Raw genomic sequence first — 16782 nt, 5'->3', positions numbered from 1 at the left:
CGGCACTGTCTTGGTACAATTCCCGCAAACCCATATTATGATTAGAAATTTCTTCAAAGTCGTTTACCGGAATCTTCTGCGTAATAAAGGTTTTTCTGCCATTAACATTATAGGTCTTGCAATAGGCATGGCTGCCGCAATACTTATCTTGCTGTGGATACAAGACGAAAGAAGCTATGATGAGTTTCATGAGAATAAAGACAGGATATACGAGGTATGGAATCGTGTAGCACTTGATGGTAAGCTTTCCTGCTGGAATACCGTACCCACATTGACGGCCCCCGCCCTGGAAAAGGATTTACCTGAGGTAGAACGTGCAGTAAGGGCAAAGTCGAATGATAATCTTCTTTTTTCAGTTGCTGATAAAAAAATGATGAAGTCGGGAGTTACGGTTGATACCGGTTTTCTCCAGGTGTTCAGCTTCCCGATGCTGAAAGGCAATCCTTATACGGCATTGAATGATGTGCATTCGATAGTGCTTACTGAAAAAACGGCTAAAAGTTTATTCGGCAATGAAGAGGCAATGGGGAAAATCATCAAAATTGAGAATAGGGATAATTTCACTGTTACCGGTATTCTAAAAGATTTGCCTGAGAATACAAGGTTCAATTTTGAATACTTACTGCCCTGGTCATCTTTGAAATATGGGGAAGGACAGGATTTAGGCTGGAATGATAACAGCACTCCTACTTATGTGCTGCTGAAGCCAAATGTAAACTATGCTGCTGTCGCTCCTAAAATAAAAGAATTAAAACAGCATTACAGTAGCGAAGCAAAAATGATGAAATGGGAGATGTTTATTTATCCGCTTCATCGCTGGCGCCTATATTCCAGCTTCACTAATGGCGTAGAAGATAACGGTGGGCGTAGCACATTCGTAAAAATATTTGGCATCATCGCGGCGTTAATATTGTTAATTGCATGCATCAACTTTATGAACCTGAGTACCGCACGAAGTGAAAAGCGGGCGAAGGAAGTAGGGATACGAAAAGTAGTGGGTGCCGGGAAAAGTTCTCTCATCACTCAGTTTATCGGGGAATCTGTTTTTATCGCCTTTCTGGCAGGCATTGTAGCTATTATTATTGTACTGCTAAGCTTACCAGACTACAATCAGCTTACGCAGAAAAAACTATTCATAAACTTTGGAAACATCTATACATGGATTGCATTTATCGGGTTTATCCTGTTCACCGGTTTACTGGCCGGCAGTTATCCCGCATTCTTTCTTTCATCTTTCCAACCCGTTAAAGTATTAAAAGGCACATTTAAAAAAGTAAATGCATTAGTAACGCCAAGAAAAGCGCTGGTTGTATTACAGTTCACCTGTGCCACCATTCTCATCATCTGTACTATCATCGTAAAACAACAGATAGACTATGCCACTGACCGGGCTACAGGGTATAATAAAGATAATCTTGTTTACCATTTCATGACAGGTGATATACCTAAGAACTATACATTGATAAAAAATGAATTGATTGAATCAGGTATTGCCAAATCAGTTACAAAAACAAATTCTCCGCTTACTGAAAGGTGGAGTGATGGATGGGGACAGGATTGGGCAGGAAAAGACCCGAATGATAAAACATCTTTCGACCGGTATTTAGCTGATGAAGGATTGGGTGTTACTGCTGGTCTGCAATTTATACAAGGCCGTGATTTCGATTTGGAGAAATACCCTACCGACTCAACAGGGCTGATCATAAATGAATCATCGCTGAAAGTAATGAAGTTCAAAGACCCGATTGGCAAAGTAGTCAGCGACCTTGGTATTGACTGGCATATTGTAGGGGTTATTAAAGATTTTATTCTTACCAGCCCTTATGAGCCAACAAGACCGATATTGATATGTGGTGCGAAGAGTCGCTTCATGACTTTCAAAGTGATGCAGATAAAACTAAATGCTACTACTAAAAACCTGAAAAAGGCGGAAGCTATTTTCAATAAATACAACCCGGACTATCCATTTGAGTATAAATTCGTAGACGAAGCCTATGCGCAGAAATTCGATAATGAGCGACGTCAGGGGGTTCTAGCTGCTTTATTTGCAGGACTTACCATCTTTATTTCATGCCTTGGTTTATTTGGTCTTGCTACATATATGGCAGAAAACAGGATCAAGGAAATTGGTGTGCGGAAAGTGTTGGGGGCGTCTGTAACCAGCATTACGACTTTACTATCCAAAGATTTTGTAAAGCTGGTCATTATTTCATTTTTAATAGCGGCGCCATTCTCATATTGGAGTATGTATACATGGCTGCAGGATTATGAATATCGTGTTAGTATTCACTGGTGGGTATTTGCACTTGCGTGTTTCTTATCAGTAGCAATTGCAATATTGACTGTAAGTTACCAAGCTATCAAAGCAGCATTAGTGAACCCGGTGAATAGTTTGAGGAAAGAATAGAAATCTCTCAGAAGGTTTGTCATGGCTGACAAACCTTCTGCTGCCAGATTGTTTAAAATTGACACATGGCAGCATTAAAAAGCCGTGCAAGTTTGAAGATACCCCAGAAACCCTACCTAATATTAGCCCTTATTTCAGTACCAAGAATAAGGGAATTAACAACTCAATGTTAAGTCACTTATTAACTTTCAACATGTCAGCTTAATAGCTATGCAATCAAAATTTTACTTAGATTTGTTTACATAGTTATGAACCTATAAATACCCTGTTGTTTAAATATTCGGTGCTAACCTGAAAAAGAACTCCATTTCAATGCGTTTAAAGATAGACAATGAGGAAACCTATTATATTTGGTGAAATACTGGACATCGGAGAAGGACATTGGTTTAAAGATAGAAAAGAAATGATGCTTTCTAGCTTTCATAGGAATTGGGGAGCTGGCATAGATGGCAATGCAAAGGAAGGTGTTGCTGCAATAGTTCTTTCTGGAGGCTATGAAGATGACGAAGACCTCGGTGATGAAATTATATATACTGGTGCTGGAGGAAACGATCCTAATACAAGGAAGCAAATTAAAGACCAGACATGGGATAAAGGTAATGCGGGTTTACGTTTAAGTATGGACCAAGGGTTGCCGGTGAGAGTAATTCGTGGCTATTCTCACAAATCTGAGTTTTCACCTGCTACTGGATACACATATGCAGGGCTATATAGCGTAGTAGATTCATGGGAAGAAAATGGTAAAAGTGGGTTTAAAATTTGCAGGTTTCGCCTTGAATATTGTGGAAAAAATAAAGAACGGAACTTACCCGAAACACTTGAACTAAGATATAGCAAAAGAGAAAAGCAGCGAAAAGAAGGTACTATTTTACGAATAATCAGGGACACTAAAATTGTCCGTGATATAAAGAAATTATATAATTATGAATGTCAAGTGTGCAGACATACCATAAATACACGATCTGGCAGATATGCAGAAGGAGCTCATGTAAAACCCTTGGGGAACCCTCATGATGGTGACGATAGTATAGATAATATCATTTGCCTTTGCCCAAACCATCATGTAATGTTTGATAAAGGTTCGTTTTCAATAAATGACAACTTAGAATTAATTGGGATATTAGAAGGAAAATTGTTCTTCCATAAGCAGCACTATTTGAATAAATCAAATCTGGAATATCATCGTAAAAGTCATGGGTACAATTAAGGTCATTTGTGGTATAATCTTTAAGGATGACAAGATTTTTCTTTGTAGAAGAAACGCCAACAAGTCTTTAGCTGGTTACTGGGAATTTCCAGGTGGCAAAATTGAATCGGGAGAGACGGATGTAGATGCACTATCTCGCGAGTTGCATGAAGAGCTTGGAATGAAGGTTAAAATCATCGAGCACTTTAAAACAGTAATACATCCTTATGATGCATTTACCATTGAGCTTATTGCTTATACCTGTCAATTCCAAGAGGCTAATTATACCCTTACAGATCATGACAAATACGAATGGGTAGATGTAAAGGATCTTAATAAATGGAATTTAGCACCCGCAGATATTCCCATAGCAAATGCAATCCTTGAGAATTGACATTTCAACTTGATTCGTTGATAGACAAACTCAGAAGATATAGATCCCATTCCTGGCAGTTACCCTAATGCCAATATCCTGGCACAACCCGTATATTTCACCGTATTTATGACATTGTTACTGATGGGCGTTCCCATTTCAAGTCCTACGGACAGTATAAAGGTCCACGAGTCATCCAGTTTCTGCCCCCCTTCTAATTGTAATTCGATACGTTCTCCTGTATAGTTTTCACCTGTTGGCTGCCAGGCGGTATAAGCAGTTGGTGCAGCGTCAGTATCTTTATTTGTATACTGGGGATAGTTGTAGTGAAGATCTGTGATAGCGTGTAGTGAAATTACAAACCTGAACAACGGATATTGCCACGGAATGAACAGGTTTATTTCCGGCATCAGGTTAGGTAACTGTACCCATGCGCTGCCGGCTTCTCTTATAATCTCACATTTTAAGGGATGCCTTACTACTCCATCAAAAGGATTCTTTTGCGTAATGCGGAATCCTTCCAGGAGCTCCCTGTGTTTTGAAAGCAGAATAGACCGTTGTCCTCTCCCATTTGCGGGATCCTGCAACTGCATCACTTTGCATAATTTGGAAAATTCAGATGTAATGTTATGGTCTGCAAGATGTCTTACAAACAACACAGCCCATCTGATTCTGGCAGCTGCTCTTCCACAACCTTTCCACTCGAGATTGTTCTCTCGTGTTCTTTCAAAACTTTTAGCTGTTTTAATTTTCTTTTTGGATGCTCCTCCGGGACTGCGGACAAAAGTACCATCCATATCCCTTCTTTTGTAGGCGGATAAACCTCCGATTGTTCCGGTAAAATCGATACCTCCTCTAAGTCTGGCCATTTGGGGTGTAGTGTATACTACAATTTACTTAAAACCTGTAATTACAACAAATATAATTGCCCTATAAGCCCCCCTTAAATAAGGTGGGCTTGTAGTACAATTGTATAGGTCTTATAGGGGACTTATATGGGGCTTATACCCTCATATAGATTGAATATCAGTACGTTATAAGCACCAGTAAATATGGGTACAATTCCAGTGTTGTTTGGTTAAGGCTAGATCCGCTTTGAGTAGGGGTTTAGAGGGCTTTTAGATGTTGCATTACTGCAGTTCTAAGGTGTCATCACCGGCTAATTCCCGGAATATTATTTAAATTTACCTTCATAATACCAACCTATGAAAATTCTCATCAGGGACGAAACTCTTTCTGGCAAAATAACACAGGAGTTCCGGCTTGAGCTGGATACATCCGGTATCACTATCCGTGAGCTGATCCGCAGTAGAGTATATGAAGACGTAAAGGCATTTAACAGCAATGGATCTATACCTTATATGGGACTGGTCCAGCCGCGTGCAGAAGAGCTGTTGTTAAACCCCGTCCGTTCAAACGGGGTCGCGAAAAAAGATCCTGCAGAACAGGTGGATCTTGCCCTGAAAGCATTTGATAAAAATGGCTTTCTTTTGCTGATAAATAACAAACAGTATACTGATCCTGATGAAACCGTAAGACTGCAACCAGATGCTACCATTTCCTTTATCAAACTTGTGCCTTTAGTAGGGGGATAAAACTCATATTATACTATGCGAATTTTAAAAGGATTAACCGTGCCACCCGGCACTGATTGGGAGGAGCTATTTACACTTTTCCTGTCACTGGACAACCATAACATTATGCCGGATGAAGAATGGTATAATACAGTGCTTGAAAAAATAACGGTCATAGGCAAAGAAGCATATATTGACCATGTGATAGGATGGCTCAGATATAAAATTGATGATTATGAAGCTTATAAAAACCGGATGGATGAATATTGGAAGAAACATTTTGCAGGAGGAAATGCTGCCAGTCTGGGGATATCTCTGGAAACCGATATGCGGGAAAAGGCAACTACCCCTAACTGGGTGAGCCAGGTATTTGGGTTGAATTACATTTATGATAATGATGTTAACCCATTATATACCTCTACCGGCTACTACTTTTATTATACGTTGGGTGGACGCTTGCTGCGCGGCATACTACATACTGCAGCCCTTTTCCCTGACACTGAGCTAATGTTAATGGTAGATGCTTTCGCGCTTAGCAATCATGATGAGTGCCTGGATGTTCTTCATATATACCAGAGCCTTCCCCGGGATATTGCGATGGCTCGTATATTAAAGCTACAGGGTAAGGTAAAAAAGAAGCCCCTGCTCAAAAAGATAGAGGCGGCTATCACTACACTGGGCAAATCGGTGAACATGAGTAACGACCAGGTGAAGGAAACCATGGTGCCCGATTTTGGACTGGACTCCGTGCATCGGATGGTGGTTAACACAGGTAACTATACTGTAGGTCTTGACCTGCTGAATTACAAACCCACAGAGATCGTCTGGTGGGAAAATGGGCAGGAATTACCAAAGGTACCTGCCGGCGTAAAGAAAGAGGCGGAAACAGCCCTCAAAAGGCTAAAGGCGGAAGCTAAAAGACTGGCCGAACAGTTCACCATCCACAGGAACAGGATAGAAGGTTTTTACCGGCTACAACGCAGCTGGTTGTTTACAGAATGGATACCACTCTATATTGAGCACCCTTTGGTAGGCGCTATTGGGAAACGCCTGATCTGGCAATTCACAAAACAGGACCAGAACAGAGTCGCCATCTGGACAGAACAAGGCTTCCGTACAGTGTCTGGCGAAATGCTGGACTGGCTGGACGAGCATACCAAGGTGGAATTATGGCATCCTATCTTTGCAGATGCTGCCCACGTATTGCAATGGCGTACCTACCTTAACAGCCATGAAATACAGCAGTCATTTAAACAGGCTTTCCGCGAAGTATACCTGATCACAGATGCGGAGAAAACCACCAGCACTTATTCCAATCGTTTTGCCAGCCATGTTCTTAACAAAGACCAGTTTGCCGCACTCTGCAAGGTGAAGGGGTGGACGCCTGGCGATATAGAGAATAAAGGGCCAAACATCAAATTGCCCGAATGGGACCTGCAGGCTGCTTTTGCCACACAGGGTATATTCCTCGGTGTGCGCAGTAGAATGCATGGTTCTGCTCACATTACCACTCATGCAGTGACATTCCTGCGTAAGAAAAAGGCTGTATCGCTCACAGAAGTCCCGGAGATCGTTTTTTCTGAAGTAATGCGTGACATTGATATGTTCGTGGGCGTTACCAGCGTTGGGAACGATCCTACCTGGTATGATAAGGGCGGAGAAGAAGGTGGCACATACTGGAGAAGCTATGCCTTTGGTGATCTGTCCGTAACGGCCAGGATCAGGGAAGAAGCGCTGAAGAACCTGGTTTCCAGGCTACCGATTGCTGATAAATGCAGTTTTGAAGGAAAATTCCTGATAGTGACCGGCACATTCACTACTTATAAAATACACCTGGGCAGCAGCAATATTCTTATGGAGCCTAATGATAGTTATCTCTGTATTGTACAAGGAGCACAAGGCCTCAACAACAAGGTTTTCCTGCCGTTTGAAGGGGATATGATGATGTCTGTCATTATCAGCAAGGCGATGCTGCTAGCCAACGATAAGAAGATCACCGATCAAACCATTCTTAGCCAGATAAAACGAAACTGATGCATACTTATCTTACAGACAGACTACCCGCTATCCGGGAAGCCTGTCTGATTCACCGGATAAAAACGCTGTATGTTTTCGGATCTGTGGTAGATGGCCGCTTCAGGCCTGGAGAAAGCGATATAGATATGTGGGTGGAGCTGAAGCGGATGAGAAAAGCAGACCAGGCCCCTACCTTGCTGCAGATATGGCTTTCCTTTCAACAAATCTTAGCATGTGAGGTTGACCTCCTTCCCAAAAGTGCTATCAGGGGCGTTCACTTTAAACGATACCTTCAACTTTACCAGGTAAAGATCTTTGATGCTGAGGATTTCTAAAAGTTTATTATGCCAATAATTTAATCTGCATATTTATTGTCTCCTTTTGATATAGGTTTACAGTTACTTCAGGAACAAAGCCAAAGTTACCAAGGTAGAATTGCAATTATAAAATAGACTCTCGATTAAATTACACAGTTCCCAAAAGATCCCCTGATTACTATCACTTTGTTCTTTCAATTTATCACCCACGTGTTTTTGATGACAGCAAAGATTTCAAATCTTCATCATTTACAAATTGTTTAAAATAATCACCCAAGTGATATTCTATTGAGAGGAAAGTATTCTTGTTCTTAATCTTAAAGATGCTTGATAGCATTTCATCTTTATTCCCCTGTAAAGCATAGACGCAGGCCAAGTTGTAATAAATATCATCCACCTCATAGTCAGCTGTTGCGTATTTTTTAGCAATCTGTAAATCTGCTTCAGCTTCGTCTAATCTGCCAAGCCTTTTAAGGATAGCACCCCGGTATCCAAATACCCTTGCTCTTATATTGGGATCTATCTCATTCGGCAGAACACCGATTGCATCGCTGTAAGCCCTAACACTGGCGCTATTGGAAGTTTTACCTTGTCGTAGATTTGCAAGATTGACCGCTTTCGAGAAGTGAACCTCCCAAGATGCATTTTCGTTCAAGGTATATTGTTCAAAGTTAGTTGCAGCGTCATCAAAACTGCCTCTTGCCATTTGTGCTTTGGCCAATGTCAATTGTGATTGAGAAACAATAGAATCTTGCTGGAGGTTATTATTGGTAATTTCCCTAATCTGTTCAATCATTTTTTCGCTTAGTTCCCCAATCAGCTTTTTTACCTCATTGTTACTTTCTTTAAGTGTTTGTCCCAAAGCAAGTTTTTGCATGGTTACGCCTTCTCCTTTTAACACCTCTTCCAGCTGCACTTGTAGTTTTGTCAATTCACCCTCCTTCTCCTTTTTTTCTCTCTCCAATAGCTCCTTTTCTCTTACAAACCATTTATCATTCCGGACTGAGTCATCTTTTAGTGCATCAATCCGTGTTAATAAGGTATTTATTCTTTCTGTAGTCGTCTCTCTATGGGTTTTTATTAAATTAAAAATTACTGTGAAGACGGCAACACTGGAAACTGCATTTATTGCAGATAAGTAGGGTGTTAATGAATCAATAGTCATGGGGTTGAGTATTCAGTATCTAATTTACTATTTTTGAGCTTATTTTCTTTTGTTGGTTCGAAAACCACGGCTGTAATAAAAAAACTGGCTATTGTCTGTAATGAAACCTTGTCTGTACAGCTATTCCATAGAAATATCTTCCTGGGTAATTTTTTTTCATATTGCGGGAATCGTTTTGTCAATTGCAATGATATTGTATTCTCTCTAGTTAAGGTCTCCCAGGTTATCCACAAGGGGAGAAAAGTTTTTCTTTTCAAACAGTGGTAAGGTTGTGAGTATATGCATTAAAATATAGAGAATTAATAAAAATGACTCTTTTTTTTAAAGAAAGTGCCAATAAGGTCTTCATTCTATTGATGAATGAGTGAAGAAATGTATATAACGATTCTTCTATGCCCCTATAATAGTTTACTTAACTCGTACAAAGTTGAATTTAACATTGGAGAGATGTCGCCGTCTTCTATCTGAGAATATTTTACTCGATGGCCACTTAATGTGTCAACGGCTATGCAATATTTAGAGTCAACTAGGTATTCTTTTGAATAATTATTTACGAGAAATCTGTATAGCATTTCGCAAAACATGCCAACTTCTTCAATACGATAACCATTTACTTTCGCAACAAACCAAATAGCCCCAACCTTTTCCTCCGTTTTGGTTCCAAAGGCATATATATGACTGGGATTGGATTTAACTTGTATTCCTTTGATAGTCAGCAATGAATCGCCAGTGGATTTTTTTAGAAATGATAATTTTCCGTTCGGACGAAGCATTTTACTGTCCATCTTTTTGTATCGTTCGAGAATTGAAATATTTCGATTGTACATATTTTTTGTAATGCTATGTTGGCTATCACTCAACTTCCTGTTTAACTCATCTATCTTTTTATCAACAAGTTCAATGCTATCTTGTTTAAAGGAATTACAAACAGCACTTAAGCTTGTTATCCAATAGTCGCCTCCACCTACTGTTGGGGCTTCGATTACTTTAGCTTTAATGCTTTCAACGAATGTCTTTTTCCCTCTATCGGATTTTCTTCTAAACTCTATCAGATCTTTAACAGATAATTTTTTCATAACGAGACAATTTATGAGTTCCGAAGGAACTTAAGTAGCAATAAACTAACTATTATTCCAAAACTTGCATAGGCTTTTTTGAATAATGCGATATTCTACTACTTCAAATAAGATGAAAGAGTAATGTTCATTACGTCAAGTAAGGTATTTGGGGTTGTAATTATTGGGATAAGCTAAAAAGAAAATGCTTGTATAACGGGAACTCACATTCCATTTTCATACTGGAAATATTCCTACGATTTCGTAAGGAAGACAACCTGTACGTTATGAATATATTGATAATTCTAAAATGAACAATTTTTTTTAATAATCAGAATTCCTTATAGTAAAATCGGTTTAGCTTCAAATTGAAGCGAAATTCCAATTTGTTGAGTACACGTTTTAATATAATATATAGAACGGCTCTATGTATTTTCATATAATATTAACTTTGGTGGCGAGATAGCTAAAGTACGAGCGCATAGCGATGCTGCGAAAGTAAGAACTGCCTAAACACAGTTACTGCAGGCTGGTAATCTGAAAACAGTTCCCAGTAGGTACGAAGAGTTGTTAGATGTAAGGTGTTTTATAGTTGCCAATAGTGAGAATATCTAAGGTTTACCTACGAAAGCTATAAAACAAGAAAAACCGGATATCTATCTCCGGCTTTTCGCCAAGTGACCAGAACAGGAGCGAATTAAATACTGAACCTCAATAACTTATAAAGCCTTCGTGTCAAATACGTGTCAAAGATTTAGAACTTTTTAGAAAGTTGTTTGTTTTACACACTCTCTAAAAAGTTCTACCTGTCATAAACAAAAGTAGGAAATTCTTGGAAAGTTTTAATAAGTCAAAAGCTTCAAAGAGGTTGCTTTCTTCCAGAAGGGAATGATAATCAGTAATCAATAGAAACATATAAAAAATACAATTAATTATCGAAATTTCAACATCTCATACGAAATAGATATCATACTAGATACATTCTTTAAATCAACATTAGAAACTAATATGTCCAACTTGGTTTAAGATGAGTTTTTAGCATTTCCTTCTTCTTTTTTCTTACTATATCTTAATTTTTCAATTCCGTTAAGGCTCAGAAACTCAGAAGGACTTCCTTTTTTAACTTGCGCCGTATTATTTACTCTTTTTGTACTGGAAATTAGCACGCATGCCTTTCTTGCCCTAGTAACCCCAACGTAATGTAAATTAAGGTCTTGTTGATAATTCTCAAACACTGGGTTGTTGAAATCATTACCCGGTCCTGGACGTTTAGCAGGCAAAGCCCATTCATGCAAATCCAAATGGATTATCAAGTCATATTCCAGTCCCTTTGATTTGTGCAGAGTTAAAATATGAATCTCATTTGTAGCTGTCGGATAGTAATGTTCCAGCATTTCCGGGGTATTCAATACTTCATTCAATAACAATACCGAGTCCTGATGAACTGAATTAAGTGCAATTATCTTGGCAACCTCGCAGAAAGTTTCTTTCAATGCGGTTAGCTCTTTTAGCGGTCTACCCCGAAATGCTTCTATACTCTTTTTTAACTGATTTAGCCGTTTCAATTCAACTTTTGAAAGATGGTTATATTCGGTAACTTGTTCTACAACATCAATAAAACGGTAATTGTGATCAAAAAGGAAGGACAATAAGCTGGAAAAAATAGATGCCCAAACGTTCATACTCTTATCTAGCTCGTTGCTTTCCGAATAGCGGTGTGGAGTGGTTAGTGTTTTGTCAATAGCCACAGCAGTCCTGCCATACCGAGTGAGAATGGCAATTTTGTTATTGTCAGTGATGTGAAATCCCTCTTTTAATTTTTCTATAAATTTATCAATCCATGCCGCAATCTCCTCATTCCCTCCATCAATCATTGTAAAGATTATGGGACGGTCTTCATCTGCTATCAACTCTGTTTTAGGATTCAGCAGGTAATTAGAATAATTAATGATCCCGGCAGCACACCGGTGATTTTTATCCAACTTAAAGTATTTGAAGTCAACATTCTTAGTCAGCTCTTTTAAATATTTCGCGTCTTTATTGGAAAACGCATATATCGATTGGTTCAGATCTCCGACCGCAATGGCTTTAATTCCCAAATTCTTAATACTTAAAAAAAGCTGATGTTGTTCAGCACCCGAATCCTGATATTCATCGATGTAAATATGAGTGTAACGGGCTTTAAGATATGCTTTGCATGCCTGGGATACAGAGAAAATATAATTGGCCAATAAACCAACATATTCTATCAGAATAATCCCATTCATAAACAAACGTCCCAGTTTCTCAATCATCTGATTAAATACCTTTCTGTCTATCATCAATCTCTTGATCTCTTCAACATCTTCTACCGACAATTCATTCAATTTTACTGTACGAAAAGAAGAAGCAGGAATACCAAAAACATGTTTCCCGAACGGGATGATTACGTCGGAAATTGTAAACCGGTCAATTGTACCAAAAAATGAGAAGCGTGGATTTTCACCATTAGAAAGGCTCCGGTGTTTCAACTCATTACTGGCCTTATTGGTATAGGAGATTGCAATAATACCCTGATGTTCCGAAAGTTTGGACAATTTCTGTTTGATCATATTAGAAATGACAAAGGTCTTACCGCTACCAGGGGCAGCAATGACTACGGCACACCCATCATGATCAAGAATTAGCTGCTGCTGTTTAGTGGGCTGCATTCTATATAAGTTCTGCTAGTTCCTTACAGCGCAATAAGGGCTTAGCTATTTGCGAATCTTTGAGTACTGCAAGAGATGCTTTATTTTTCTTCAAAAATTCATACATTCTGATGGCCTTTTTCTCTTGCATAACCTTAATAACCTTGGCTTCAGTTCTATTGTTAAAATGCCTTACAAGATCTGACTTGATTGCACTATTGATCAGGTCATTTTCAAGATCCTTTTCTGATAAATACATATCATATTTCTCCAAATTTGCAATAATGGCTTGTGCAGCTTTTAAATGCACTAGTTCAGGCATATTTGTGGGAAATCCTGTTAAATGTATTCCATGCTTGGCAATTAAAGCATTCGTAGCTGGATCACATTGCGTATAGTCATCGTAAAATCCGATACATCTGTTTACTCCAGCAAAATGATAGTGTTCTTTATAAGGCACTTTTGAAATATCATTATCCGTTCTCAGTACCCAAGAAATTTCCAGACTATTGAGTATGTTAATAAAAGTTCCAAATCCAACTCCATCAACCATTAATATACTAATGTTCAGCATATCCAGATCAACATCTATCTGCGTGGAAAGGGTTTTATAAAATAACTCCTCTGATGGCCCTTCAACCAAAAACACCACGTCCGAAAAAAATGCTTCTGCCGGTATAATACTCATTCTATATCCGAAATCCTCAAAAGCGTCATCAATAATTTTTGAACATCCTTTTGACGCAGCGACTGTCTTATTCTCCAAAGTAAATAAGCGAACAATCGCGTTGGGGCTGAATTCGGATGCGATCTGTGGGGAGTGTGAAGAAATTAAAACTTGCCCTTTCAAAGATTCATTCAGATAATCAGCAAGTTTCCGCTGCTGATGAGGGTGTAAATGCGCTTCGGGTTCTTCTATACAAAAAATAGTAACTTCTTTTAGTGCATCCTCAGTAAGGTCATTACGGGATGCCCATAGAGCAAGGTAGATCTGGTTCAAGCGACCATCTCCTCCAACCGCCACATTCTGGCCGTTAGTATTGGAAGCTATGGAAACATTATTAATGAAATTATCGACATCTGAGCTTACCGCATCAAATACAATCTGTTGTTTGGTATGGTGCAAGGATAACTTATTTAGCTCCTCGTTAATAGTCTTGGTCGCAGTTGCAATAAAGTTCAGCTTAGGTATCCGGGAGTCAACTGATTTAAGGTCGGTTAAAATTTTCTGGTAGAGGTTATCATCAGCATTCTCCTGTTCTTCACTTCTGTTTTCTTTTGCTTGCTGAAAAAGGTATGCTTTTTCTCTTTTTACATATGGATTCAAATCCCTCCGGCTACCAATATATTTTACGTTTAATACCTTTAAATAATATCTTTCCTGAATTTCTTCCAGTTGATCAACATCTGGTCCTGCGTAGAGAGAATAGCTTTTGGCACCGGTTGACTTATCCCTGACAGCTTTATAAGATAGGCATAGTTCGTTGTTTTCACCTACCTTCCCTTTTAGCCTGGATAAAACACAATCTTCCGTTACATTCTTAAAGAAAAGATTTATATTAAAAGAATGGATTTCCTCATAAGCATAGAAATCGCTGTCAAGGGGTTCAAGATCATAGTCTGAAAGTCCCCTGTCAAGGAGTAGCCTAATAGCCCAGAGCAAATTAGTTTTACCTACATCATTTGCACCAATAACCAAGGTTTTATCATTCAGGTTGATTGTTGCATCCATAAAGTTTCGAAACCCTTTTAGGGTAACTCTGGAGAGCATCATATGACAATCTATTTAAAAAGTAAGGTTATATCAAAATATAATCACTTCAAATAGCAGATAGGAACGCTAAAAAATTCGGTCGCTGCTACAACAGAAGAGATATAATTAAATGGCTACCAAAATCCCAGAAATGATTAGGAATACTAATTAGACAATATTCGTTAGTTCTTTCGAAATGACCAAATTATTTCATGTACTTTTTACGCAAATGATTATTAGTATAAGGCGACAACACTGTTCTACCATTTGGCCAGCTGGCGGAGATAAAATTCATCTTGGAATTCTAAATTTTCATTTTCTCCAGTAATGTCAGTTTTGCTTATCATATTGCCTTTTTGAAATATCTACGAGACTATAACAAATTATTTCGGAGTTCTTAGTTAAAGAGAAAAAAATACGATCGATAAAATACCAACTACTTGGTATTTATCAATCGTATCCGTTTTTAGTACTAAAAGGTAAGTAAGAAAGTAAACTATAAACAAATTCTTAAGTGGAAGAATACAATCTCCAACAAATGCATGTAGAACCTGATCTCATGTGAGATATATCCTTATTAAAAAACACAAGTTACATAGTAACTTAATTTACATTCATCCGTAGCTAGATGTCCTATTCAATGATATACATGTCATTTTTTCATCAAATAAAATATTACCTTCCCAATTGGTTAACTTTGAATTATGGGGAATACCACAACGACCAGCCTACGGTATGCGAATTGTTCCACCTTGTCCTTTATCTGGCTTATCTCCGCTCTTATTACCGCGATTCCCACCACCAGTATTGCCCCCCCCAGAATTACTACCACCGTTGCCGGTCTTACTACTGCTTCCGCCATTGCCTTTCGCTCCAAAGCCAAACTCATGTCCATTTCCTCCATCAGGTTTATTAGAATCTTTTGAGGTAGATGGGGGTGAGTGGGTAGGTACTAATGTTACGGTGCCATCCACGTTTATCTTTGGTTCTTTATTGAGTGCTTTAGAACAGGCCATTTTCATTAATCCAGAAAGTGCACCTACCACATCGTCTTTTGCAATAGCTGCCCCTGTACTACCTATGTCGGCAGCATCAGAAATACCAAGTACCTCCGCGATATTTCCCCCAACTTCGTCGAGACATGCGGCGCTTCCAGGAATCGAAAGGTTCAATAGTACGACACACGATGGGACCAAAGGTAGGCCTTCTGTAGAGCCTAATAAGCAGCCCGCCGCACCTGCAGAGATCATGCAGCCAGATAGAAGTCTGCTTTTTGAAATGTAGCCTATTTGCTCACAAAAGTAGGTTTTAGCATCTTGAAGAGTAATTTTGCCAAAGTTTACTTGCGCAAGCATGAGATCTCTATTTATATCGTATTTCGATTTATCGGCTCTTAACCAAATATCAACAGATTCTCTAGAAGAATTAAAATCAACGTAGTAGGTTTTATTATTAAAGTTTGCAATGATACTTCGGCTATATACATATACGCTTTTGGATGTAGAAACAGACGATATTCTGGGTGTACTATTATGGACATACTTTACTGAATAGAGACCAGAATCTCCTGCAATGGCAGCAGGTATCACAAGTGGGTTTCCTTTATTAATTCCCTGCGGAGTTGTCCAATATACTTCTGCCTCATTAATGTTAGGAACTGAAAGTATAATTGTCTTTCCAGCACTGACTAACGCGTTTTGATTTGAAAAGATGAGAGGATTAGGATACTGTGGGAACGCTTCAACATTTAAGCTATACTTAGTTTCGTCGGAATAACAGCGTTTTCTTTTTCTATATTGATACCAAACGCTATACGTACCTGACATCGATTTGTTCACTGTGTCGATAACCCATGTCTCACCTTCATGTGTACCAATTGGTCCCTGCCAATAGACATCTGCATATCGAACATGTGGAACAGCAAGTATTAAGCTAGTGCTATCGTAAACCGTTATATGGCTGGCTTTGACCGATGGCGCAGACAGTAAAGGACACTTACAGGAAGCGGCAAAAACTATTGGGATTAGTATTTCCCAATAGTAACAAGGATTCTTTTTAGTATACATATAACTTATAGGTTAGTTCTTATATGTTATTCGAATTTATTTGATCAATTAAAGAACTATATTTTTAGGCGTTGGGCCATTGATATATCCATCACCCACATTTCAAATTACCTGACCAGAAAGGTTAGTCATCTGAAAGTTGTATAGTATAACAAGCTAATCCAGAATGTAATACTCCAATTTTAGTTTGTTTCTTATTAA

Annotated in this window: 12 protein-coding genes; 6 read left to right on the top strand and 6 right to left on the bottom strand. The window is 38.7% G+C overall.

The window, feature by feature from the left end:
• Positions 1-37: 37 nt before the first annotated feature.
• The 3 genes from BMW86_RS21060 to BMW86_RS21050 all read left to right on the top strand — a co-directional run bounded on the left by BMW86_RS21060 (position 38) and on the right by BMW86_RS21050 (position 3987).
• Positions 38-2407 carry an ABC transporter permease gene (locus BMW86_RS21060; RefSeq protein ID WP_089783924.1) on the top strand — a complete coding sequence of 790 codons (2370 nt, stop codon included), beginning with the start codon at positions 38-40 and terminating at the stop codon, positions 2405-2407.
• Between the two features lie 331 nt (positions 2408-2738).
• Positions 2739-3614, top strand: coding sequence for a YDG/SRA domain-containing protein (locus BMW86_RS21055; protein ID WP_089783923.1), 876 nt, complete (start codon positions 2739-2741; stop codon positions 3612-3614).
• Complete coding sequence (locus tag BMW86_RS21050; protein WP_089783922.1) at positions 3601-3987, top strand: (deoxy)nucleoside triphosphate pyrophosphohydrolase; 387 nt, start codon at positions 3601-3603, stop codon at positions 3985-3987. The genes BMW86_RS21055 and BMW86_RS21050 overlap by 14 nt, the downstream gene beginning before the upstream one ends.
• Before the next feature lie 59 nt (positions 3988-4046).
• Here BMW86_RS21050 and BMW86_RS21045 read toward each other — a convergent pair whose 3' ends face one another.
• The gene (locus BMW86_RS21045) at positions 4047-4835 is read right to left on the bottom strand and encodes a hypothetical protein (RefSeq protein ID WP_089783921.1); all 789 of its coding nucleotides are present in this window, start codon (positions 4833-4835) and stop codon (positions 4047-4049) included.
• Between the two features lie 336 nt (positions 4836-5171).
• Between BMW86_RS21045 and BMW86_RS21040 the strand changes: the two genes are divergently transcribed.
• The 3 genes from BMW86_RS21040 to BMW86_RS21030 are packed head-to-tail and all read left to right on the top strand — an operon-like array spanning position 5172 to position 7891.
• Positions 5172-5561 (top strand): hypothetical protein, encoded by a 390-nt coding sequence (locus BMW86_RS21040; protein ID WP_089783920.1) that lies wholly within the window; start codon positions 5172-5174, stop codon positions 5559-5561.
• A 15-nt stretch (positions 5562-5576) separates the two neighbouring features.
• Entirely contained in the window at positions 5577-7574 is a 1998-nt protein-coding gene (locus BMW86_RS21035; protein WP_089783919.1) for a DUF4132 domain-containing protein, read from the top strand.
• The gene (locus BMW86_RS21030; RefSeq protein ID WP_089783918.1) at positions 7574-7891 is read left to right on the top strand and encodes a nucleotidyltransferase family protein; all 318 of its coding nucleotides are present in this window, start codon (positions 7574-7576) and stop codon (positions 7889-7891) included. Before BMW86_RS21035 ends, BMW86_RS21030 begins: the two co-directional genes overlap by 1 nt.
• Positions 7892-8075: 184 nt before the next feature.
• On the opposite strand, the gene BMW86_RS21025 is transcribed toward BMW86_RS21030, so the two are convergent.
• From BMW86_RS21025 to BMW86_RS21000, 5 genes are all read right to left on the bottom strand, one after another.
• Positions 8076-9038 (bottom strand): tetratricopeptide repeat protein, encoded by a 963-nt coding sequence (locus BMW86_RS21025; protein ID WP_089783917.1) that lies wholly within the window; start codon positions 9036-9038, stop codon positions 8076-8078.
• Between the two features lie 398 nt (positions 9039-9436).
• A complete protein-coding gene (locus BMW86_RS21015) occupies positions 9437-10114 on the bottom strand; it encodes a hypothetical protein (RefSeq protein ID WP_089783915.1) in 678 nt (225 codons plus the stop codon).
• A 1001-nt stretch (positions 10115-11115) separates the two neighbouring features.
• Positions 11116-12783 carry a UvrD-helicase domain-containing protein gene (locus BMW86_RS21010; RefSeq protein ID WP_089783914.1) on the bottom strand — a complete coding sequence of 556 codons (1668 nt, stop codon included), beginning with the start codon at positions 12781-12783 and terminating at the stop codon, positions 11116-11118.
• A gap of 1 nt (position 12784) precedes the next feature.
• On the bottom strand, positions 12785-14533 hold the full coding sequence (locus tag BMW86_RS21005; RefSeq protein ID WP_255373012.1) for an ATP-dependent nuclease: 1749 nt from the start codon (positions 14531-14533) through the stop codon (positions 12785-12787).
• Between the two features lie 710 nt (positions 14534-15243).
• A complete protein-coding gene (locus BMW86_RS21000; RefSeq protein WP_089783912.1) occupies positions 15244-16581 on the bottom strand; it encodes a hypothetical protein in 1338 nt (445 codons plus the stop codon).
• Between the last annotated feature and the right edge of the window lie 201 nt (positions 16582-16782).

Origin of the sequence: Chitinophaga sp. YR573, assembly GCF_900110995.1 — a bacterium.
In the GTDB taxonomy this organism is placed as follows: Bacteria; Bacteroidota; Bacteroidia; order Chitinophagales; family Chitinophagaceae; genus Chitinophaga.
The sequence above is the reverse complement of the archived record's forward strand: the minus strand, read 5'-3'. Positions and strand labels throughout refer to the sequence as shown.